19 protein-coding genes are annotated in these 18,961 nt (G+C 73.0%); 9 read left to right on the forward strand and 10 right to left on the reverse strand.

The window, feature by feature from the left end:
• The first annotated feature begins 289 nt into the window (after positions 1-289).
• Positions 290-472 (forward strand): hypothetical protein, encoded by a 183-nt coding sequence (locus AB0G52_RS32940; RefSeq protein WP_132887367.1) that lies wholly within the window; start codon positions 290-292, stop codon positions 470-472.
• 76 nt (positions 473-548) lie between these two features.
• Here AB0G52_RS32940 and AB0G52_RS32945 read toward each other — a convergent pair whose 3' ends face one another.
• From AB0G52_RS32945 to AB0G52_RS32955, 3 genes are all read right to left on the reverse strand, one after another.
• On the reverse strand, positions 549-1,409 hold the full coding sequence (locus tag AB0G52_RS32945; RefSeq protein WP_132887368.1) for a hypothetical protein: 861 nt from the start codon (positions 1,407-1,409) through the stop codon (positions 549-551).
• 136 nt (positions 1,410-1,545) lie between these two features.
• On the reverse strand, positions 1,546-1,785 hold the full coding sequence (locus AB0G52_RS32950; RefSeq protein WP_361341446.1) for a hypothetical protein: 240 nt from the start codon (positions 1,783-1,785) through the stop codon (positions 1,546-1,548).
• Between the two features lie 162 nt (positions 1,786-1,947).
• On the reverse strand, positions 1,948-2,547 hold the full coding sequence (locus tag AB0G52_RS32955; RefSeq protein ID WP_361341449.1) for a class I SAM-dependent methyltransferase: 600 nt from the start codon (positions 2,545-2,547) through the stop codon (positions 1,948-1,950).
• Positions 2,548-2,697: 150 nt separating this feature from the next.
• On the opposite strand from AB0G52_RS32955, the gene AB0G52_RS32960 reads away from it, so the two are divergent.
• From AB0G52_RS32960 to AB0G52_RS32980, 5 genes are all read left to right on the forward strand, one after another.
• The gene (locus AB0G52_RS32960; protein ID WP_132887371.1) at positions 2,698-3,471 is read left to right on the forward strand and encodes an MHYT domain-containing protein; all 774 of its coding nucleotides are present in this window, start codon (positions 2,698-2,700) and stop codon (positions 3,469-3,471) included.
• 45 nt (positions 3,472-3,516) lie between these two features.
• A complete protein-coding gene (locus AB0G52_RS32965; protein WP_361341453.1) occupies positions 3,517-6,117 on the forward strand; it encodes a sensor histidine kinase in 2,601 nt (866 codons plus the stop codon).
• Entirely contained in the window at positions 6,114-6,551 is a 438-nt protein-coding gene (locus tag AB0G52_RS32970; protein ID WP_132887373.1) for a roadblock/LC7 domain-containing protein, read from the forward strand. The genes AB0G52_RS32965 and AB0G52_RS32970 overlap by 4 nt, the downstream gene beginning before the upstream one ends.
• A gap of 27 nt (positions 6,552-6,578) precedes the next feature.
• On the forward strand, positions 6,579-6,992 hold the full coding sequence (locus AB0G52_RS32975; RefSeq protein ID WP_132887374.1) for a DUF742 domain-containing protein: 414 nt from the start codon (positions 6,579-6,581) through the stop codon (positions 6,990-6,992).
• Between the two features lie 148 nt (positions 6,993-7,140).
• Entirely contained in the window at positions 7,141-7,746 is a 606-nt protein-coding gene (locus AB0G52_RS32980) for an ATP/GTP-binding protein (protein WP_132887375.1), read from the forward strand.
• A gap of 3 nt (positions 7,747-7,749) precedes the next feature.
• Here the strand turns inward: AB0G52_RS32980 and AB0G52_RS32985 are convergent, their stop codons facing one another.
• On the reverse strand, positions 7,750-8,178 hold the full coding sequence (locus tag AB0G52_RS32985; protein WP_132887376.1) for a PPOX class F420-dependent oxidoreductase: 429 nt from the start codon (positions 8,176-8,178) through the stop codon (positions 7,750-7,752).
• A 95-nt stretch (positions 8,179-8,273) separates the two neighbouring features.
• Here AB0G52_RS32985 and AB0G52_RS32990 point away from each other — a divergent pair, with 95 nt between their 5' ends.
• Complete coding sequence (locus AB0G52_RS32990) at positions 8,274-8,687, forward strand: roadblock/LC7 domain-containing protein (RefSeq protein WP_132887377.1); 414 nt, start codon at positions 8,274-8,276, stop codon at positions 8,685-8,687.
• Between the two features lie 125 nt (positions 8,688-8,812).
• Positions 8,813-9,796 (forward strand): DUF6397 family protein, encoded by a 984-nt coding sequence (locus tag AB0G52_RS32995; protein ID WP_361341459.1) that lies wholly within the window; start codon positions 8,813-8,815, stop codon positions 9,794-9,796.
• On the opposite strand, the gene AB0G52_RS33000 is transcribed toward AB0G52_RS32995, so the two are convergent.
• A complete protein-coding gene (locus tag AB0G52_RS33000) occupies positions 9,733-10,599 on the reverse strand; it encodes an acyl-CoA thioesterase II (protein ID WP_361341462.1) in 867 nt (288 codons plus the stop codon). The two genes, AB0G52_RS32995 and AB0G52_RS33000, sit on opposite strands and share 64 nt — an antisense overlap.
• A 31-nt stretch (positions 10,600-10,630) precedes the next feature.
• Entirely contained in the window at positions 10,631-13,144 is a 2,514-nt protein-coding gene (locus tag AB0G52_RS33005) for a DEAD/DEAH box helicase (RefSeq protein ID WP_132887380.1), read from the reverse strand.
• A gap of 145 nt (positions 13,145-13,289) precedes the next feature.
• On the opposite strand from AB0G52_RS33005, the gene AB0G52_RS33010 reads away from it, so the two are divergent.
• Positions 13,290-14,084, forward strand: a complete 795-nt coding sequence (locus tag AB0G52_RS33010; protein WP_361341466.1) for a metal-dependent hydrolase — start codon at positions 13,290-13,292, stop codon at positions 14,082-14,084.
• Positions 14,085-14,092: 8 nt separating this feature from the next.
• Here the strand turns inward: AB0G52_RS33010 and AB0G52_RS33015 are convergent, their stop codons facing one another.
• From AB0G52_RS33015 to AB0G52_RS33030, 4 genes are all read right to left on the reverse strand, one after another.
• Entirely contained in the window at positions 14,093-14,353 is a 261-nt protein-coding gene (locus AB0G52_RS33015) for a type B 50S ribosomal protein L31 (RefSeq protein WP_132887382.1), read from the reverse strand.
• Positions 14,354-14,368: 15 nt separating this feature from the next.
• Positions 14,369-14,839 (reverse strand): DUF5709 domain-containing protein, encoded by a 471-nt coding sequence (locus AB0G52_RS33020; protein WP_132887383.1) that lies wholly within the window; start codon positions 14,837-14,839, stop codon positions 14,369-14,371.
• A 323-nt stretch (positions 14,840-15,162) separates the two neighbouring features.
• Entirely contained in the window at positions 15,163-16,944 is a 1,782-nt protein-coding gene (locus tag AB0G52_RS33025; RefSeq protein WP_361341470.1) for an ABC transporter ATP-binding protein, read from the reverse strand.
• On the reverse strand, positions 16,941-18,719 hold the full coding sequence (locus AB0G52_RS33030; RefSeq protein ID WP_132887385.1) for an ABC transporter ATP-binding protein: 1,779 nt from the start codon (positions 18,717-18,719) through the stop codon (positions 16,941-16,943). The genes AB0G52_RS33025 and AB0G52_RS33030 overlap by 4 nt, the downstream gene beginning before the upstream one ends.
• Positions 18,720-18,961 lie beyond the last annotated feature (242 nt).

Consider the following 18,961-nt stretch of genomic DNA (forward strand, 5'->3'; position numbering starts at 1 on the left):
CTGGCCGTTCGCCTCGGTGGTGATCGGCCGGCCCCGGCGGCCCCGGCGGCCGGCGGCCTCGGCGGCCCAGGCAGCCCTCGCAGTCCCTGGCAGCGCCCGGCCGACGGTCCCGGTGGTCCCTGGCGGCTCCGGCGCTCCCCGGCAGTCGGGCGGCCGGTGTTCGCAAGCCGGGACCGGCCAGTAGGGGACGGGCGTCAGGGATGTCTCAGGGTCGCGGTCCGGAACCGCGCGAGGTGCGAGGCCGTTCTCAGATCAGAGAGCGGCAAGGGCCGCGAAGGAGGCGACGCCGATGTCGAAGAACGCGAAGATCGCCGCAGGAGGTGTGGCGGTCGGGCTCATCCTGCTCATATGGCTGCCCTGGTGGGTGACCTTTCTGATCGTGGTGGGCGTGCCGGTGGCGGCGTACCTCACCCTCGACCCCTCGCAGCGCCGCAGGCTGCGCCGGATCACCCGCAAGGAGATCGGCCACTGAGCCGCCCCTCCGGGGCCGCGACCTCGGCCGACGCGGGACCACGCGGGGAGCCGGACCCGGCGCGGCCCCGGAGGGCTCACAAAGGGCGCACGGCCATCTTGTCGAGGGCTTCCAGCAGCCCGGGAAGCTCGGGACCCCGGCCGACGGGCAGCACCTCGCCCGGCTCCTCGTCGAGGAGGACGAAGGCCATGTCGTCGGTGCGGGCGACCAGCGACCAGCCGGGCCCGTCGGCGCGCAGCGTACGGGCGTCGCCCGGGGCGAACGACGAGCGGACCCGGCCCAGCGGCGGAGGCGTGTCCACGTAGGCGCGCGCCTCGGCGAGGACACGCCGGACCCCGACATGGCCCTTGCGGGCGGCCGCGGAGCCCTCAGGGGCCTCCTGCGGGTCCTCGGCGGCCTGCGGGGCCCGGTCCGCCCGGTCCGCAGGCGTGCGGAAGTGGTCCTCGCTGATCTGCTCCCGCCAGATCGCCCACTGCAGGGCGATCTCGTCCGCGCCCAGCCGCCGCTGCGCCGGTCCCCAGGTGCTCGTGTCCGGCGGGGTCAGCGCGGCCCGGTCCGCGACCTCCGGGCCGGGGTCGTGCGGCGGGGGCACGTTGGGGGCCGCCACGGCCACCGCGAGCGGCCAGCCGGGCAGGGCGGTGACCACCGTGCGCTCGTCCGGCGACAGGTCGTACTCCATGCCGCAGTCCCAGGACGCGATCGCGACGGCCACCAGCGAGACGTCGTCGATCACGACCGTCCAGCGCGCTCCGGTGCCGTCCTGGCCGAGCACCAGGCCGTAGCCGTCGGCGCGCGGCGCCAGGTCCAGTGCCGCGCAGGCCTCCGGATAGTCGTCGCCCAGCACGCTCGGAAACTTCGCCGGCGTCAGCAGCACCGCCGTGAGCACGTACAGCGCTTCGTCCGCGGCGTCGACGGCCTCCTCGTCGGTCCCGGCCATCCCTGCCTCCCCAGTCGTTCCTCCAACGGCGCGCACCATAGTGCGACGGCAAGCCTGTTGTCACGACCGGCTCCACACGCGGAGCTGCAGTTTTCCACCGGGACCGGATGAAAACGACCGCAGCGGCACCGGCAGGTCAGGCGACCGGCAGCCCGAGAAGGTCGCGCGCCACCGTCCGCGGCGACTGGGCGCGCTGCCGGGCCAGCTCGACGACGGCCCGGCACGCCAGCTCGCTCACCCCGAACGACAGCGCCTCCGGCGACACCCAGCCCGACGCCTCCTCCAGCCGGTCCTGGTCGTCCTCCGCCCGGGCCGCGACATAGGCGGCCGCAGCCTCGAACAAGTTGTGTGCACGCCGTTCACTCCGCGGCGACACCCCTGCGCTCCCGGTCGCGTCGGCACCCCGAGACCTGGCTGCGTACTTGCGGATCCGTGCGAACACGCGCACCACCTTCCCCCTGCCGGCTGTCGCTCTCCAACAAGCGCCCTGCTTTACCGAACGTAGAGTTGAAGTCCCGGTAACAGAAGAGGGCGTCGGCTAGCCCGTGCGCACCGCCAGCGCCAGGAACCGGGTGTCCTCGTCCACGTAGGACGTCATGCGCCAGCCCGAACCGGCGAGCAGGGGGCCGAGATTGCCCTGCGCGCGCAGGTCGTCCGGCGTGATCTGCCGCCCGTGGCGCGCTGCCAGAGCGGCCCGGCCGATGGGGTGGAACAGGGCGAGTACGCCGCCGGGGCGGACCACCCGCGCCAGCTCCCGCAGATTCTCGGCGGGGCGGGGCAGGTGGGCGATCAGTCCCGCCGCGAACACGGCGTCGAGGGACGCCGACCGCAGCGGCAGCGCGGCGACGTCGGCGAGCAGCAGCCGTCCGTCCCGGTCCCGGCCGGCCCGCACGGCGGCCTCCAGCATCGCCGGCGTCAGATCCACCCCGAGGACCGTGCCCGAGGGACCCACGGCAGCGCGCAGCGGCGGCAGCGCCCGCCCGGTACCGCAGCCCGCGTCGAGCACACGGTCTCCCTCGCGCAGCCCCGACTCCGCGACGGCGGCCGCGTACGCGGGACCGTCGTCCGGGAACCGGCTGTCCCAGTCGGCCGCCCGCTCGGTGAAGAACTCCCGGACACGCGTGTGGTCTTCGCTCATGTTCAGCATGATCCCTCACCGTCACGGAGGACGCCCCTGCGCGCACGTTCGAGCGGGAGGCGATCGTTCCGGCTCATCTCTGCGTCATATTGCGGCACCTTTCGAACTGTGCTCCCTTTGCGCCCCCGTGCCCCCTAGCGTCCCTTGGCCATGGGACACCTGGACCACGCCACCTTCGGCTGGCTGACCCCCGTGCTGTCGTACGTCATGGCCTGTACGGGCGCCGCACTGGGGCTGCGCTGCACCGTCCGCGCCCTCGGCGCCACCGGCCGCGCCCGCCGCAACTGGCTGCTCACCGCGGCCTCCGCCATCGGCACCGGCATCTGGACCATGCACTTCGTGGCCATGCTCGGCTTCGGGGTCAGCGGCACCGACATCCGCTACGACGTACCGCTGACCATCCTCAGCCTGGTCGTCGCCGTCGTCGTGGTCAGCGCCGGCGTCTTCGCCGTCGGCTACAGCCGCGACCGCGGGCGGGCACTGCTGCTCGGGGGGCTCACCACCGGGCTGGGCGTCGCCAGCATGCACTATCTCGGCATGGCGGCCGTGCGGCTGCACGGTGACGTGCGCTACGACCCGATGCTCGTCGGGCTGTCCGTGCTCATCGCCGTGGTCGCCGCGACCGCGGCCCTGTGGGCGGCGCTCAACATCAGGTCACCCGTCGCCGTCACCCTCGCCTCCCTCGTCATGGGAGCGGCGGTCAGCAGCATGCACTACACCGGGATGTTCGCGGTCAGCGTGCACGTGACGCCCTCCGGCTCGCCGCTGCCCGGGGCCACCGCGATGCAGTTCATCTTCCCCCTCGCGGTGGGCCTGGGCTCCTACCTCTTCCTCACCTCGGCCTTCGTCGCGCTCTCGCCCACGGCCGGGGAGCGCGAGGCGTCCGCGTCCGCGCAGCGGCCCGTCACGGGCGCCGCGCGCTGACCGGGCCCCGCCCCCGCACACGACCACCTTCCGAGCGAGGACGCCATGCGTACATCCCGTAGGACCCCCGCGGCAGGCCCGGAGACCCCGTCTCCAGGACCGCCGCGCGGCCGCCGCGCGCACGCCGGGCAACCCGCGCACGAACCGGCCGACGACCTCGACGGCACCCCGGCGGACGGGCCAACGGCGCGCCCGGGAGGCTGGCGGCTGCGTCCCCGGACCGTACGGGCCAAGGTCGTCTGCCTGCTCATGGTGCCGGTCATGTCCCTGCTCGCCCTGTGGGCCTACGCCACGGTCACCACGGCGCAGGACGTCGCGCGGCTGCGCCAGTCCCAACGCGTCGACACCGCGCTGCGGACCCCGGTCGCCGACGCCGTGGCCGCCCTCCAGGCCGAACGCGCCGCCGCCGTACGGTACGCGACCGACCCCGCCTCCGAACCCGACGCGGACCTCGCGCGACTCGGAGCCCGCACCGATCAGGCCGTGGCCCGGCTGCGGCTCGGCACGGGCAGCACCGTCGCCGACAGCGAGGAGCTGCCCTCCGGTGTCGCCCAGCGTCTGCAATCCTTCGTCACCGGCGCCGAGCGCCTGCGCGCGCTGCGGACGGCGGTGCGAAACCGCGGCGCCGACTGGGGCGCGACCTACCGGCGGTACACGCAGGCCATCGCCACCGGCTTCGCCGTGGACGGCGCCCTCTGCGGCATCCAGGCCGACGACATGGGCGCCGACGCGCGCGTGCTGCTCGAGTTCTCCCGCGCGGGCGAGGCCCTGGCCCAGGAGGACGCGGTCCTCGCCGGTGCCCGGTCGGCCGGCGCCCTCGAAGGCGAACGGCTGCGGCTGTTCACCGGTGCCGTGGCGACCCGCCGTGTCCTCGTGGACGCGGCGGTCACCGATCTGCCCACCCCGCAACGCGCGGCGTGGCGACGGCTCGCGGACGGCGCCGACTACCCCGCGCTCGCCTCCGCCGAGGACAAGATCCTGGCCAGTCGCCCCGGAGCCAGAGCGCTCGACGCGGTACGGACGACGGCCTGGAGCACCGCACACACGCGCGTGCAGGACGGCATGCGCGCCATCCAGGCCGCCACGGGCCGCTCGGTCGCGGGCCGCGCCGATCCGTTCACCCGTGGTCTGCTCACCCCGGCCGGCGCCGCCGTCCTGTTCGGTCTGCTCGCCGTGTGCGCCTCGCTCGTCATCTCCGTCCGCATCGGACGCGGCCTCGTCGTCGAGCTGGTGAGCCTGCGCAACAGCGCCCTGGAGATCGCGCGCCGCAAGCTGCCGGAGGCGATGCGCCGACTGCGGGCCGGCGAGGAGATCGACGTCCGCGCCGAGGCGCCCCCGGGGCCGCCCGCCGAGGACGAGACCGGACAGGTCGCCGAGGCCCTCGGCACCGTGCACCGCGCCGCCCTGCGCGCGGCTGTGGAACGCGCCGAACTCGCCAGCGGCATCTCGGGCGTCTTCGTCAACCTCGCCCGCCGCAGCCAGATCCTGGTGCACCGCCAGCTCAGTCTGCTGGACAGCATGGAACGCCGTTCCGACGACCCCAACGAACTCAGCGACCTGTTCCGGCTCGACCACCTCACCACCCGGATGCGGCGCCACGCCGAAAGCCTGATCATCCTCTCCGGGGCCGCCCCGGGCCGGGCCTGGCGGATGCCCGTCTCCCTGACCGACGTGGTGCGTGCCGCCGTCTCGGAGGTCGAGGACTACGCGCGCGTGGAGGTACGCCAGGTCCCCGAGGCCGCGGTCGTCGGCGCGGCCGTGGCCGACCTCACGCATCTGCTCGCCGAACTCGTCGAGAACGCCGCCCAGTTCTCGCCACCGCACACCCGCGTGCGCGTCACCGGTGAACCCGTCGGCAACGGCTACGCCCTGGAGGTCGAGGACCGCGGTCTCGGCATGGGCCAGGAGACGCTCGCCGAGGCCAACCGGCGCATCGAGCAGTCCGAGGCCCTCGACCTCTTCGACAGCGACCGGCTCGGCCTCTTCGTGGTCAGCAGGCTCGCGGCCCGGCACGGGATCAAGGTGCATCTGCGCACCTCCCCGTACGGCGGCACCACCGCCGTGGTCCTGCTGCCGAAGGCCCTGCTGCACAGCGGCCCGGCGGAGCACCCCGGCCGTCCGGCGGCCGGTACCGAGCAGCCCGCGGCACGCGCGTACGCGCGCGTGTCCGCCGCCCTCCCGGAGGCCGCTGCCCACGCCCCCGCGGACCGGCAGGCGCGCGCCGTCACCGCCCACACCTCCCCGGACCCCACCCCCGAACCCCCGCGCCCCGACCCTGACCTCAGCCCCGACCCGACGCCCCCCGGAGTCACCGCGTTGCGGCCGTACCGCCCACCCCACGGCTCCACCTCCTCCGACCATGCCGGCTTTTCCGACCACTCCGGCTCCTCCGGCTCCTCCCACTTCTCCGACGACGACCTCCCGCGCCGGGTACGACAGGCGAACCTCGCCCCCCAACTGCGCGATCCCCGCGCCCAGGAACCCGCGCCCGCCCGCAGCGGCCACGAGCGCACCCCCGAACTGGTACGCGACCGAATGGCGGCCTACCGCGACGGCTGGGCGCGTGGCGGCGGCAGACGGCCCGGCCGCGGAGCCACCCCGGAACCCGAAGCGGGCACCGACAGCATCGAAGGAGACCGCGCATGATCCAGGATCCGAGAACGACGCCGGACCGGCGTTCCGGCGAACTCGACTGGCTGCTGGACGACCTGGTGCTACGCGTCACCGAGGTGCGGCACGCCGTGGTGCTGTCCAACGACGGTCTCGCCGTCGGCGCCTCGACCGGCCTCAGGCGGGAGGACGCCGACCACCTGGCCGCCGTGGCCTCCGGCTTCAACAGCCTCGCCAAGGGCGCCGGACGGCACTTCGGGGCGGGCGGGGTACGCCAGACCATGGTCGAGATGGACGACGCCTTCCTCTTCGTGGCCGCCGCGGGCGACGGCTCCTGCCTCGCCGTGCTGACCGCCGTCACCGCCGACATCGGTCTGGTCGCCTACGAGATGGCACGCCTGGTCAAGCGGGTGGGCGAGCACCTCCGCACGGCGCCCCGCGTCGCCGCCAGGCCGCCCGCCGCCGGATGAGCAGGCAGAGCCGGAAGAGCACCGCGGATGAACGAGTTCACGACCGGCGCCCCGCGCGAGCCGGGCAGCCAGTGGTACGACAACGAGGCCGGGCCCCTGGTCCGTCCCTACGCCATGACCGGCGGGCGCACCAGACCCGGCCCCACTGGTGTGCGCTTCGACCTGATCGCCCTGGTCACCCTGGACAAGGGGGGCTCCGGCGCGGACGGTGAGCCCGCGCTCGGTCCCGAGCACCGGGCGCTGGTCGACCTGTGCCGGACGGAGACCCAGTCCGTCGCCGAGCTCGCCGCCGGTGCCGACCTGCCCGTGGGCGTGGTCCGGGTGCTGCTCGGGGACCTGCTGGAACTGGGCTGCGTCACCGTGAGCCGTCCGGTGCCACCGGCCCAGCTACCCGACGAACGGATTCTGCGCGAAGTCATCGCGGGGTTGCGGGCACTGTAGATGAGCATCCGGAACCAACCGGGCGCGAGCCGGTCAGAAGAGATCCGGTCCGGGCGCCCCCAGGATCGCCGTAGTTGTCATGATGCTGGTTCGCGTCCCGAGCCCAGCGTCCCGTCCGGGCGGCTTTCGCCCTCCGAGAGAAGTGATCATGGTCTCCGAGCACTCCGAACCCGCCGTCGACGACACGTCCGCCATGGCGCTCAAGATATTGGTCGCCGGCGGCTTCGGCGTCGGCAAGACGACCCTCGTCGGTGCCGTCAGCGAGATCCGGCCGCTGCGCACCGAGGAAGTGCTCAGCGAGGCCGGGCAGTCGGTCGACGACACGGACGGCGTGGACCAGAAGGTCACCACGACCGTCGCCATGGACTTCGGACGCATCACCATCCGATCCGGACTCGCCCTGTACCTCTTCGGAACCCCGGGCCAGGACCGGTTCTGGTTCCTGTGGGACGAGCTGTCGCAGGGCGCCCTCGGAGCCGTCGTCCTCGCCGACACCCGTCGCCTGGAGGACTGCTTCCCGGCGGTCGACTACTTCGAGCACCGGCACATCCCGTTCGTCGTCGCCGTCAACTGCTTCACCGGCGCCCGCACCTACGGGGCGTCCGACGTCTGCCGTGCCCTGGACCTGGACCAGGGCACGCCGGTGGTCCTGTGCGACGCCCGCGACCGGGACTCCGGCAAGGAGGTGCTGATCCGGCTCGTCGAGTACGCCGGGCGGATGCACACCGCCCGGCTTCTCGACTCGGTCGGCTGACTCTCAACCGGTGAGGTCCCTGAGCGCCACCACCTTCTCCACGGTCACCCGGACCAGCAGCTCGCCCGGAACGCCGTTGCGGGCGCCGAACTCCTGCGCGCGGTCCTCTCCCATGTACCGGGCCGCGATCCGGGTGGCCGAATCACGCAGCTCGTCCAGGTCCTCGGACAGCCGGGCGTGCCCGTTCAGCACCACGAAGTGGAAGGGGGGCCGGTCGTCGTCGACGCACAGGGCGACACGCCCGTCACGGGCGAGATTGCGCCCTTTCACGGTGTCCTTGCCCGTGTTGAACACCAGCTCGTCCCCGTCCAGCAGGAACCAGATCGGGGCCACGTGCGGGCTGCCGTCGGCGTTGACGGTGGACAGCTTGCCGGTACGGGTGCCGTGCGAGACGAACGCCCGCCATTCCTCGTCGGTCATCTTCTCTGCCATGCCCTCATCCTCCTTGCCCGGACGCCGGTGGTGGGGAAGGCTGGCGGGGAGATCCTCCAGCCAGGGGGAGACGGCACACGGGGAGACGCTACGACATGGCGCAGAACCAGAAGCTCGGCTGGCTGCTCGACGACCTGACCGAGCGCGTGGAACACGTCCGGCACGCGCTGGTCCTGTCGAACGACGGGCTGGTCACGGGCGCGAGCACGGGCCTTCGCCGGGAGGACGCCGAGCATCTGGCCGCCGTCGCCTCCGGACTGCACAGCCTCGCCAAGGGGTCCGGACGCCACTTCGGCGCCGGCCAGGTCCGGCAGACGATGATCGAGTACGACGAGGCGGTGCTGTTCGTCACCGCCGCCGGAACCGGCAGCTGCCTGTGCGTCCTCAGCGGTGCCGAGGCCGACATCGGTCAGATCGCCTACGAGATGACCCTGCTCGTCAACCGCGTCGGCGAGCACCTCGGCGTGGACGCCCGGCAGCCGGAGCGCTCCTCCGCGATAGACCTCTGAGCTGGGAGTTCCCTCCGCGCCTGGAGTTATCCACAGGCCCGCGACGGATTGTGCCGGAGCGGCTACGGTCTTTTCCATGGCGAGCGCACCCGGCGCGAGCCACCCGCTCCACGGGGGAGACGACCATGACCGGCACCATCCTCGCCCAGCCCCGCCCGCTCACCTGCGCACCCAGCCGAGCCGCCCGTGAACTGGGCCTCAGGCGCGGCGAGTTCGACCTCGCAGTACACCTCGGGCGGATCCGTACCGTGCCCGACGAGGGCGGCGGCGGAGCCCGCCGGGTGCCATGGACCGAGATCGACCGGCTCCGTCCCCGTACCGAGACCCTCCGCGAGAGCGTGAAGGTCGTCGGCACGGCCGAGGGCGCGGCCCTCATGGAGATCCCGGCGGCCAGGTTCACCCGCTTCGCCAAACTCGGCCTGATCACTCCCGTCAGGTGGTACCCGAACCGCTACCGCGCCGTGGTCTGGCTCTATCTGGCCGAAGAGCTAAGGCAGTTCGTCACCGATCACAGGAACACCCGGCTGCTCACCGGCCGGGCGCCGGAGGAACTGCGCGACCGGCTGCGGGCGGGCGCCGACCAGCGGGCGCGCAACTGGCGTGGACGGCACCGGGGTTTCCTGCTGAGGAAGGCGGACGGGCCGTGGCAGCGGGCCGGTGTGGTGGCGGGTTTCCTGGACCCCGGTGAGATCGACGAGGTGGTCACGGACCCCCACGAGCGCGCGCACGTCGACAAGTTCCGTCCGGCCCCGCCCGCCCATGGCGCGCCGGGCTCGCCCGCCGCGCAGCTCGCCGAGGAACTCATGACGGCGGACGCCCCGGACGAGATCGGCTGGCTCCGCGGCGAACTCGCCCAGGAGGTGTTCGCGGCCCGCACCACGAGCCCCGCGCCCGGCGCGGTCCCGCACACCCCGCGGCCCGTCCGGCACGCTCCCCGGGCCGCCCGGCACACCCTTCCCCTCGTCCCGGACACCCCAGGCGCAGCACCTCGGCCGTCCCGGCACCCGGCACGGCCGAGGCCCGCGCACGGCCTGCGCGACTGGCTCTACAAAGCCCTGAAGAGCCCTTCCTGGACGACCGACACCAGCAGCCGCCCCTCGAGGTCGTAGACCCGCCCGCGGGCCAGCCCGAGACCCCCCGTGGCGATGGGGGACTCCTGCTCGTAGAGGAACCACTCGTCCGCGCGGAACGGCCGGTGGAACCACATCGCGTGGTCCAGCGAGGCCATGTCGTAGTTGCGAGGTCCCCACAGGGGCTCGACGGGGACCCGCACCGCGTCCAGGAGGGTCATGTCGCTCGCGTAGGTCAGCGCGCACGTGTGCACCAGCGGATCGTCGCCCAGCGGACCCACCGCGCGCATCCACACCGCACTGCGCGGCTCGGCGCCCTGCACCTCCTCGGGGTGCCAGCGCAGCCGGTCGACATACCGGATGTCGAAGGGCTGGCGGCGCGCCATCCGCTCCAACTGCTCCGGCAGCTCGCCCAGATGCTTGCGGATCTCCTCGGCGAGCGTCGGCAGCGACTCCGGGTGCGGCACCTCACGGGCCGGCGGCAACTGATGCTCGAAGGCTCCCCTCTCAGGCTTGTGGAAGGAGGCGGTCAGTGTGAAGATCGTGCGGCCCTGCTGCACGGCCGTGACCCGGCGCGTCGTGAACGAGCGCCCGTCCCGGACCCGTTCGACCTGGTACACGATCGGCACGCCCGGCCTGCCCGGACGCAGGAAGTACGCGTGCAGCGAGTGCACCGGGCGGTCGCCCTCCGTGGTGCGGCCGGCGGCGACCAGCGCCTGGCCCGCCACCTGGCCCCCGAAGACCCGCTGGAGGGACTCCTGGGGACTGCGGCCACGAAAGATGTTGACCTCGATCTGCTCCAGGTCGAGCAGGTCGACCAGTCTCTCGGCCGGGTTCGTCATGCGTGCGTCTCTCCTGTGCTCGAACCGGTACTCAGAGCTGTCCGACGTCGGTGACGCGGACGACCGCGCGCCCCTCGGCGTCGGAGGCCGTCAGGTCGACCTCCGCGCTGATGCCCCAGTCGTGGTCGCCGTTCGGGTCGTCGAAGATCTGGCGGACACGCCACAGCGCGTTCTGCGGCTCCTCCTGGATCACCAGCAGCTTGGGACCGCGGGCGTCGGGGCCGGTACCGAGGTCCTCGTACTCGTCCCAGTACTTGTCCATCGCCTCGCCCCAGGCGTCGGCGTCCCAGCCGGACTCCGCGTCCATCTCGCCCAGTTCGTCGACCTGGTCGAGCGCGGCCAGTTCCACCCGGCGGAACATCGCGTTGCGGACCAGGACCCGGAACGCGCGCGCGTTGGCCGTGACCGGCTTGACCTCGTCGGCCTTCTCCTGGGCCTCCTCGGCGGTCATCTCCTCCGGGTTGGCGAGCTGCTCCCACTCGTCCAGCAGGCTGGAGTCGACCTGGCGGACCATCTCGCCCAGCCACTCGATCAGGTCCTGCAGGTCCTCGGACTTCAGGTCGTCCGGGATGTTGTGGTCGAGGGCCTTGTAGGCGCTCGCGAGGTAGCGCAGCACGATGCCCTCGGTGCGGGCCAGCTCGTAGAAGGACACCAACTCGGTGAAGGACATCGCCCGTTCGTACATGTCACGGATGACCGACTTCGGCGACAACGGATGGTCGCCGACCCAGGGGTGGCTCTTGCGGTAGGTGTTGTACGCGTGGAAGAGCAGCTCCTCCAGGGGCTTCGGGTAGCTGACGTCCTGGAGGCGCTCCATGCGCTCCTCGTACTCGACGCCGTCCGCCTTCATGGCGGCCACCGCCTCGCCCTTCGCCTTGTTCAGCTGCGCGACCAGGATCTGCCGCGGGTCGTCCAGCGTGGACTCGACGACGGAGACCATGTCCAGGGCGTAGGAGGGCGACTCGGGATCGAGGAGTTCGAAGGCGGCGAGCGCGAACGTGGACAGCGGCTGGTTGAGCGCGAAGTCCTGCTGGAGATCGACCGTGAGGCGGACGATGCGGCCGGTGGCGTCCGGCGTGTCGAGCTTCTCGACGATCCCGCCGTCCACCAGCGAACGGTAGATCGCGATCGCCCGGCGGATGTGCCGCAGCTGCTGCTTGCGCGGCTCGTGGTTGTCCTCCAGCAGATGGCGCATCGCCTCGAAGGCGTTGCCCGGCCGGGCGATCACCGACAACAGCATCGTGTGCGTCACCCGGAAACGGGACGTCAACGGCTCCGGCTCGGAAGCGATCAGCTTCTCGAACGTGTTCTCCGTCCAGCCGACGAAGCCCTCCGGTGCCTTCTTGCGCACCACCTTGCGCCGCTTCTTCGGGTCGTCGCCGGCCTTCGCCAGCGCCTTCTCGTTCTCGATGACGTGCTCGGGTGCCTGCGCGACCACGAGACCGGCCGTGTCGAACCCGGCCCGCCCCGCCCGGCCCGCGATCTGGTGGAACTCACGCGCGCGCAGCGTGCGCACCCGGTTGCCGTCGTACTTGGTGAGGGCGGTGAACAGGACCGTGCGGATGGGCACATTGACGCCCACGCCCAGCGTGTCGGTGCCGCAGATGACCTTCAGCAGACCGGCCTGTGCGAGCTTCTCCACCAGACGCCGGTACTTGGGGAGCATGCCGGCGTGGTGCACACCGATGCCGTGACGGACGTAGCGGGAGAGGTTGCGGCCGAACTTGGTGGTGAAGCGGAAGTTCCCGATCAGCTCGGCGATCTGCTCCTTCTCCTCCTTGGAGCACATGTTGATGCTCATCAGCGCCTGCGCCCGCTCCACCGCCTGCGCCTGTGTGAAGTGCACGATGTACACCGGCGCCTGCTTGCTCTCCAGGAGCTCGGTGAGCGTTTCCGTCAGTGGGGTGAGCCGGTACTCGTAGGAGAGCGGCACCGGTCGGGTCGCCGAGCGGACCACCGCGGTGGGGCGGCCGGTGCGGCGGGTGAGGTCCTTCTCGAAGAAGGAGACGTCGCCGAGGGTGGCGGACATGAGGATGAACTGCGCCTGGGGCAGTTCGAGGAGCGGGATCTGCCAGGCCCAGCCGCGGTCGCCCTCGGCGTAGAAGTGGAACTCGTCCATGACGACCTGGCCGACGTCCGCCTGCTTCCCGTCGCGCAGGGCGATGGAGGCGAGGACCTCGGCGGTGCAGCAGATGACGGGCGCGTCGGAGTTCACGGAGGCGTCGCCGGTGAGCATGCCGACGTTCTCGGTGCCGAAGATCTTGCACAGCTCGAAGAACTTCTCCGACACCAGTGCCTTGATCGGGGCCGTGTAGAAGGTGACCTCGTCCCGGGCCAGCGCGGCGAAGTGCGCGCCCGCGGCGATCATGCTCTTGCCGGAGCCGGTCGGCGTCGACACGATCACGTTCGCCCCGGAGACCGCCTCGATCAGCGCCTCCTCCTGGTGGGGGTAGAGCGTGAGCCCACGCTCCTCGGCCCACGCCTCGAAGGCTTCGTACAGGGCGTCGGGGTCGGCGGTCGGCGGCAGTCGATCGATGAGGGTCACGGACCCATCTTGCCTGGCCCGGCCGCCGAGGGGGGAATCGGCTTCGAGCACGAAGATCATGACCGCTACGCTGTGTCGCCGACGGAGCGTCATCGCACCCGGTCAACTGGACAGCGGTACACGAGGAATGGGGCGGGCCACGGCCATGATGGGACCAGCACACTCACTGTCGGGAGCGGCCGCCTGGCTCGGCGTCGGAGCGGCGGCCGCCGCGGCCGGGCACCCGATGCCCTGGCCGGTGCTGCTGGTCGGCGCGCTGATCTGCGCCGGCGCCGCGCTCGCCCCCGACCTCGACCACAAGGCCGCCACCATCTCGCGGGCCTTCGGACCGCTGTCGCGCTGGATCTGCGAGATCGTCGACAGGCTGTCGTACGCGGTCTACAAGGCCACCCGCAAGCCGGGCGACGCGCGTCGCTCCGGCGGCCACCGCACCCTGACACACACCTGGGTGTGGGCGGTCCTGATCGGCGGCGGCTGCTCGGCCGCCGCGATCTTCGGCGGGCGCTGGGCGGTGCTGGCGGTCCTCTTCGTGCACATGGTGCTGGCGATCGAGGGTCTGCTGTGGCGGGCCGCCCGCGGCTCCAGCAGCGATGTGCTGGTGTGGTTGCTGGCGGCGACCAGCGCCTGGATCCTCGCGGGCATCCTGGACAAGGCGGGCAACGGCTCGGACTGGCTGTTCGCCCGGCCCGGCCAGGACTACCTGTGGCTGGGACTGCCGGTGGTGCTGGGCGCGCTGGTGCACGACATCGGGGACGCGCTGACCGTCTCGGGCTGCCCGATCCTGTGGCCCATCCCGATCGGCCGCAAGCGCTGGTACCCGCTGGGCCCGCCGAAGGTGATGCGGTTCCGCGCGGGCAGCTGGGTCGAGCTGAAGGTGCTCATGCCGGTGTTCATGGTGCTCGGCGGCATAGGCGGCGCCGCCGCCCTCAACGTGATCTGACCCCGCCGTCAGCCGGTCCCCCCGGAGCCACTCCCGTAACGGCGCTCGAACGCGGCGACGCGGCCCTCGGTGTCCACCGTGCGGGCCTTGCCCGTGTAGAAGGGATGGCTCTCGGAGGAGATCTCCACGTCGACCACCGGGTAGCTGTGGCCGTCGTCCCACTCGATGGTCTGGTCGCTGGTGGCCGTGGACCGCGTCAGGAAGGCGTATCCGGCGGCGCGGTCGCGGAAGACGACCGGGTGGTAGTCGGGGTGCTTGTCCTGCTGCATGGCGGCTCCTCGGGTTCAGCCGTAGGCGGAGTCCTCGTCGACGATGTGCATCGCGGCCTCCTCGGCGGAGGCTCCGGCGCCGTCGATGCCGACATCGCTGGCGACCAGACCGTTCTCGTCGTCCTCGTGCACCCCCTCGTCCGGGGCGACGAGCCGGCCGGAGCGCAGGTCACCGACCTCGTTGTCGAGGAGCTCGCCGTCCGTGCCGGCGCAGTCGCCGATGCCGTCGCCGTCCGGGGCGGCGGGATCGGGCAGCTCCTCGGACAGCCGCTGGTCCAGGGTCTCGCCCCGGCGGCGTTCGGCCGCGGTCACCCCGGTGTGCTCCACCGCCCACGGCCGCTCGGGCGGGGACCAGCCGCGGTCGAGGGGGTCGGAGACGCCGTCGAAGTCCAGGGTGTCCTCGACGTCGAGGACACCCGAGTCCTCCCGGATCTCGGACTCGTCCGGCTGGTAGACGTCGTCCCCCCATCCGTCGGCGGTGGTCACGGCTACCTCCAGGCAGTGAGGACACGGCCCGCGGGGCGGGCCGCCGGCACCCTCGGCGCGGTTCCCGCAGGGCGTGGACCCCGCGGTTCCCGGTCGGTCCCCGAACCGGTGCCGCTCTCCAGCCTTCCACCCCTGCTCGCACCCGCGCAACGGCACGGGGCCCGACCTGCGACGCACCTGGGGCCCGGCGAGCCCCTGTCGTGCCGCGGCCGCCCCGGCCGACGCGGAAGCCGTGACACCCGCCGCCGCACCGCCTGCGTGACACCGGCCGCCGCACGGCTCCCGTGGCACCGGCCGCCGCACGGCTCCCGTGGCACGGCCGGTCAGCCGTGCCACGACCGCCACAGCGCCGCGTAGGCGCCGTCGGCCGCCACCAGCTCGTCATGGCTGCCCAGCTCGCTGATCCGGCCGTTCTCGACCACGGCGATGACGTCCGCGTCATGGGCGGTGTGCAGCCGGTGGGCGATGGCGACCACGGTGCGGCCGTCCAGGACGCGGGCCAGGGACCGCTCCAGATGGCGGGCCGCGCGCGGATCCAGCAGCGAGGTCGCCTCGTCCAGCACCAGTGTGTGCGGGTCGGCCAGCACCAGCCGGGCCAGCGCGATCTGCTGGGCCTGCGCCGGGGTGAGCGCCACCCCGCCGGAGCCCACCTCGGTGTCCAGACCGTCCTCCAGGGCCCGCGCCCAGTCGTGCGCGTCGACCGCGCCCAGGGCCGCCCACAGCTCGGCGTCCTCGGCGTCGGTCCGGGCGAGCAGCAGGTTGTCGCGCAGGGAGCCCACGAAGACGTGGTGCTCCTGGTTGACGAGGGCCACATGGGACCGGACCCGTTCGGCGGTCATCCGGGACAGCTCCGCGCCGCCCAGGGTGACCCGGCCGTCGCGGGGCGCGTAGATCCCGGCCAGCAGCCGGCCCAGGGTGGACTTCCCCGCACCCGAGGGGCCGACCAGGGCCAGCCGGGTACCGGGGGCGACCGCCAGAGAGACCTCGCGCAGCACGTCGACGCCCGGCAGGTAGCCGAAGCGGACACCGTCCGCGAGCACCTCGCGGCCCTCGGGAGCCAGCGAGCCGTCACCGGCGTCCGGTTCGATGTCCCGCACCCCGACCAGCCGGGCCAGCGACACCTGGGCCACCTGGACCTCGTCGTACCAGCGCAGGATCAGGTTCACCGGCTCGACGAGCATCTGGGCGATGAGCGCGCCCGTCGTCAGCTGGCCGATGCCGATCCAGCCCCGCAGCACGAAGAAGCCACCGAGCAGCAGCACCGAGCCGAGGACCGTGGTGTGGGTGGCGTTGACCGCGGGGAACAGCACCGAACGCAGCCACAGGGTGTAGCGCTCCCACGCCGTCCACTGGATGATCCGGCGTTCGGACAGGGCGATGCGCCGGGCGCCGAGGCGGTGTGCCTCGACGGTGCGCCCGGCGTCCACGGACTCCGCGAGGGCGGCGGCCACGGCCGCGTAGCCGGCTGCCTCGGAGCGGTAGCCGGCCGGGGCCCGCTTGAAGTACCAGCGGCAGACGGCCACCAGCAGCGGCACGGCCAGCAGCACGCTCGCGGCCAGCGGGGGTGCCGTGACGGCCAGCCCGCCGAGCAGCAGCACGACCCAGACCACGCCGATCGACAGCTGGGGCACGGCCTCCCGCATGGCGTTGGCCAGCCGGTCGATGTCGGTGGTGATCCGGGACAGCAGGTCGCCCGTGCCCGCCCGTTCCAGGACGCCCGGCGGCAGTCCGACGGAGCGGACCAGGAAGTCCTCGCGCAGATCGGCCAGCATCCGCTCACCGAGCACGGCTCCGCGCAGCCGCACCTCGCGCACGAACACGGCCTGGACGGCGAGCGCGAGCACGAACAGGCCGATGGTCAGCCCCAGATGGAGCTCCCGGGCCCCGTCGGAGACCCGTTGGACGAGTGCGCCGAGCAGGTAGGGGCCGACCATGGAGGCCACCACGGCCACCGCGTTGACCGCGATGAGGAGGGTGAAGGCCCGGCGGTGCCTGCGGAACAGCTCGGCCACGTAGGCGCGTACCGTCGCGGCGGCGCCTACGGGCAGGGTGGCGGCCGTCGTCGGGGCCGCCGGGTCGTAGGCCGGTGGTGCGACGCCGATCATGCGCTCTCCTCGATCTCTTCCAGCGCGCCGCACAGGGCCGCTTCCTCGTCGGTCTCCCGGGTCACCACGGCCCGGTACCGGGGCTCGGCGTGCAGCAGTTCGCGGTGCACGCCGACCGCCGTGACCGCGCCCTCGTGGACGAGGACCACCCGGTCGGCCCGGTCGAGCAGCAGCGGTGAGGAGGTGAACACCACCGTGGTGCGGCCGGACCGCACCTCGCGGATGCCCTCCGCGATCCGTGCCTCGGTGTGCGAGTCGACGGCCGACGTGGGCTCGTCCAGGACCAGCACCTCGGGGTCGGTGAGCAGCGACCGGGCCAGCGCGAGCCGCTGGCGCTGCCCGCCCGACAGGGACCGTCCGCGCTCGGTGATCCGGGCGTCCAGCGGGTCGGTGACGTCCAGCGAGCCCTGGACCAGGGCGTCCAGCACGTCCGCGCACTGGGCGGCGGCCAGCGCGTCCTCGGCCCGCACGGCACCGGAGGCCGGCACGTCGAGCAGCTCGCGCAGCGAACCGGACAGCAGCACGGGGTCCTTGTCCTGGACGAGCACCGCGGTACGGGCCGCCGCCAGGGACAGTTCGTCGAGCGGTACCCCGCCGAGCAGCACGGAGGCGCCGGCCTCGGCCGGGTGGCCGCCCAGCCGTTCGGCGAGCCGCCCGGCCGCGTCGGGGTCGCCGCAGACCACCGCGGTCAGGCGGCCCGCGGGGGCCAGGAGACCGGTGGCGGGGTCGTACAGGTCGCCGTCCGGCGCCGCGTCCGCGAGGGAGCCGCCGATGTCGGTGGCCCGTTCCAGACGGAGCACCCGCGCGGCGCGCTTCGCCGCGGGGCGCGAGAAGGAGTAGGCCATGGCGATCTCGGTGAAGTGCTGCAGCGGATAGTTGAGGATCATGACCGCGCTGTAGACGGTGACCAGTTCGCCGACCGTGACGCGGCCCTGGCGGGCGAGCTGGACGCCGTGCCAGACGACGACGATCAGCAGCAGTCCGGGCACCAGCACCTGGATCGCGGAGATCAGCGCCCACATCCGGGCGCTGCGCACGGCGGCCCGCCGTACCTCCTGGGACGCGCGGCGATAGCGGTCCAGGAAGAGGTCCTCGCCGCCGATGCCGCGCAGCACACGCAGTCCGGCGACGGTGTCCGAGGCCAGTTCGGTGGCGCGGCCGGCCTTCGTGCGCTGGAGGTCCGCGCGCCGGGTGGCCCGGGGCAGCAGCGGCAGCACGGCCAGCGCGACCAGGGGCAGGCCGACGGCGACGACCCAGCCGAGAGCGGGCTGGTAGACGAGCAGGCCCACCGCGACCGCGACGACGGTCACGGCGGCCGCGGTGAAGCGGGAGACGGCCTCCACGAACCAGCCGATCCGCTCCACGTCGGCGGTGGAGACGGCCACCACCTCGCCGGCCGCCACCCGCCGGGTCAGCGCGGAGCCGAGCTCGGCGGCCTTGCGGGCGAGCAGTTGCTGCACGCGGGCGGCCGCGGTGATCCAGTTGGTGACGGCGGTCCGGTGCAGGAAGGTGTCGCCCACCGCGACCGCCGTACCGCACAGCAGCAGCAGACCGCCGGTCAGCGCCAGCCTGCCGCCGGAGCGGTCGACGACGGCCTGGACGGCGGAGCCCACGCAGAACGGCAGCAGGGAGACGGACACGAAGTGCAGCAGCCCCCACGCCAGCGCCTTGAGCTGGCCGCCCAGCTGGTTCCGTCCCAGCCACCACAGGAACCGGGGACCCGAGCGGGCGTCCGGCACACCCGGATCGGCATACGGAAGATCTTGAATCTGCATGAGCGGTGACGTCCCAGCGGCTCGTGTCGGGGAGGGGGGAATCGGGTCGGAAGGCGGTGACAAGCCGTGAAAGGTTCGCGCCGGTGCGTACTCGAAAGCAAACGGTTTTCTGGTGGTCGGCCCAAGCGCGTGCAGCCGTGGGGGGGGGCGCCGGGGGGGGGGGGCGGGGGGCCGCGCGGCCGCCGCACGGACGCGGCGGGGGGGGGCGGCGGGGGGGGGGGGGGGGAGAGGGGGGACCGAGA

The sequence above is a fragment of the Streptomyces sp. NPDC021562 genome, assembly GCF_040640875.1.
In the GTDB taxonomy this organism is placed as follows: domain Bacteria; phylum Actinomycetota; class Actinomycetes; order Streptomycetales; family Streptomycetaceae; genus Streptomyces.

Bases quoted from the DNA above. Each gene is read 5' to 3' on its own strand.
- AB0G52_RS32940 (WP_132887367.1), top strand. From the start codon at position 290: ATGTCGAAGAACGCGAAGATCGCCGCAGGAGGTGTGGCGGTCGGGCTC.
- AB0G52_RS32945 (WP_132887368.1), bottom strand. From the start codon at position 1,409: ATGGCCGGGACCGACGAGGAGGCCGTCGACGCCGCGGACGAAGCGCTG.
- AB0G52_RS32955 (WP_361341449.1), bottom strand. From the start codon at position 2,547: ATGAGCGAAGACCACACGCGTGTCCGGGAGTTCTTCACCGAGCGGGCG.
- AB0G52_RS32960 (WP_132887371.1), top strand. From the start codon at position 2,698: ATGGGACACCTGGACCACGCCACCTTCGGCTGGCTGACCCCCGTGCTG.
- AB0G52_RS32965 (WP_361341453.1), top strand. From the start codon at position 3,517: ATGCGTACATCCCGTAGGACCCCCGCGGCAGGCCCGGAGACCCCGTCT.
- AB0G52_RS32970 (WP_132887373.1), top strand. From the start codon at position 6,114: ATGATCCAGGATCCGAGAACGACGCCGGACCGGCGTTCCGGCGAACTC.
- AB0G52_RS32975 (WP_132887374.1), top strand. From the start codon at position 6,579: ATGAACGAGTTCACGACCGGCGCCCCGCGCGAGCCGGGCAGCCAGTGG.
- AB0G52_RS32980 (WP_132887375.1), top strand. From the start codon at position 7,141: ATGGTCTCCGAGCACTCCGAACCCGCCGTCGACGACACGTCCGCCATG.
- AB0G52_RS32985 (WP_132887376.1), bottom strand. From the start codon at position 8,178: ATGGCAGAGAAGATGACCGACGAGGAATGGCGGGCGTTCGTCTCGCAC.
- AB0G52_RS32990 (WP_132887377.1), top strand. From the start codon at position 8,274: ATGGCGCAGAACCAGAAGCTCGGCTGGCTGCTCGACGACCTGACCGAG.
- AB0G52_RS32995 (WP_361341459.1), top strand. From the start codon at position 8,813: ATGACCGGCACCATCCTCGCCCAGCCCCGCCCGCTCACCTGCGCACCC.
- AB0G52_RS33000 (WP_361341462.1), bottom strand. From the start codon at position 10,599: ATGACGAACCCGGCCGAGAGACTGGTCGACCTGCTCGACCTGGAGCAG.
- AB0G52_RS33010 (WP_361341466.1), top strand. From the start codon at position 13,290: ATGATGGGACCAGCACACTCACTGTCGGGAGCGGCCGCCTGGCTCGGC.
- AB0G52_RS33015 (WP_132887382.1), bottom strand. From the start codon at position 14,353: ATGCAGCAGGACAAGCACCCCGACTACCACCCGGTCGTCTTCCGCGAC.
- AB0G52_RS33025 (WP_361341470.1), bottom strand. From the start codon at position 16,944: ATGATCGGCGTCGCACCACCGGCCTACGACCCGGCGGCCCCGACGACG.
- AB0G52_RS33030 (WP_132887385.1), bottom strand. From the start codon at position 18,719: ATGCAGATTCAAGATCTTCCGTATGCCGATCCGGGTGTGCCGGACGCC.